At 54.6% G+C, this 749-nt stretch carries 1 protein-coding gene; it reads right to left on the bottom strand.

What is annotated here, in order from left to right:
- Positions 1-365: 365 nt before the first annotated feature.
- Positions 366-749, bottom strand: a 384-nt coding sequence (locus tag NCT03_RS33665) for a hypothetical protein (RefSeq protein WP_250495514.1), incomplete at its 5' end; no start/stop codon positions are given.

Below are 749 nucleotides of genomic sequence, written 5' to 3'. Positions count from 1 at the left end.
AGCCACCGATGATCGTCGAACCGGTAGATCACTTGCTTCGGCGTTTCACGTGGCATGTGCGCGGCCACGCCTGGAATTAGCGGAACGGCTGCAACCAATGCGAGAGTGGCTACCACGGTGCTCAACACTTTGACGCGAGCGCGCCTCCACAAATACGCAGACGCGAGAACCATGAATGCGGTGCTACAGACCGGTACGGCCCACCAGACAAAGGCTGTGTAAGTGGCACTCATCTTGTCAGCCCTCCAGCTTGGGAGCGGGCAAAGGCCATTGTCCCGTTCCACCTATCGGCGTGGCAAGCATGTCGCAGACTGTGCGGACCAGACAGCGCCTCGAGACTGGCCACCTCATCGGACGGATAGAATTCATTGATCTTCCGTTTTGCTGAGCAAGCGCGAGCCGAAGTAGACCGGCGCAGCAAGCGAATAGGCTTCCAGTGAATAGATCACACCGGAGATTCCCGACAAGCTATTCTTCTTCGGCACGATGCCCAAGTTCGGATCGCATTTCATGTGCGTCCAACCAGTGTAATTCTTGACCTCGGGTGCTTTGCTCTTTAGGTCTTTGAATTCTGGAAAGGAATAGGAATTTATCGAGTGCTCTTCACCGGGAAACGGGTAGTCGACATACATGTTTCCCCAAATATCCTCTGTCGGCAGTGAACTCTGCAACACCCGGCCATTTTTCATCTCGATGTAGCCGCGATCATCCACAACGACGAATTGCTTCACGTCCTCCGGCATGGGAAA

Source organism: Caballeronia sp. GAWG1-1 (assembly GCF_023631465.1).
Classification (GTDB): Bacteria; Pseudomonadota; Gammaproteobacteria; order Burkholderiales; family Burkholderiaceae; genus Caballeronia.
The sequence above is the reverse complement of the archived record's forward strand: the minus strand, read 5'-3'. Positions and strand labels throughout refer to the sequence as shown.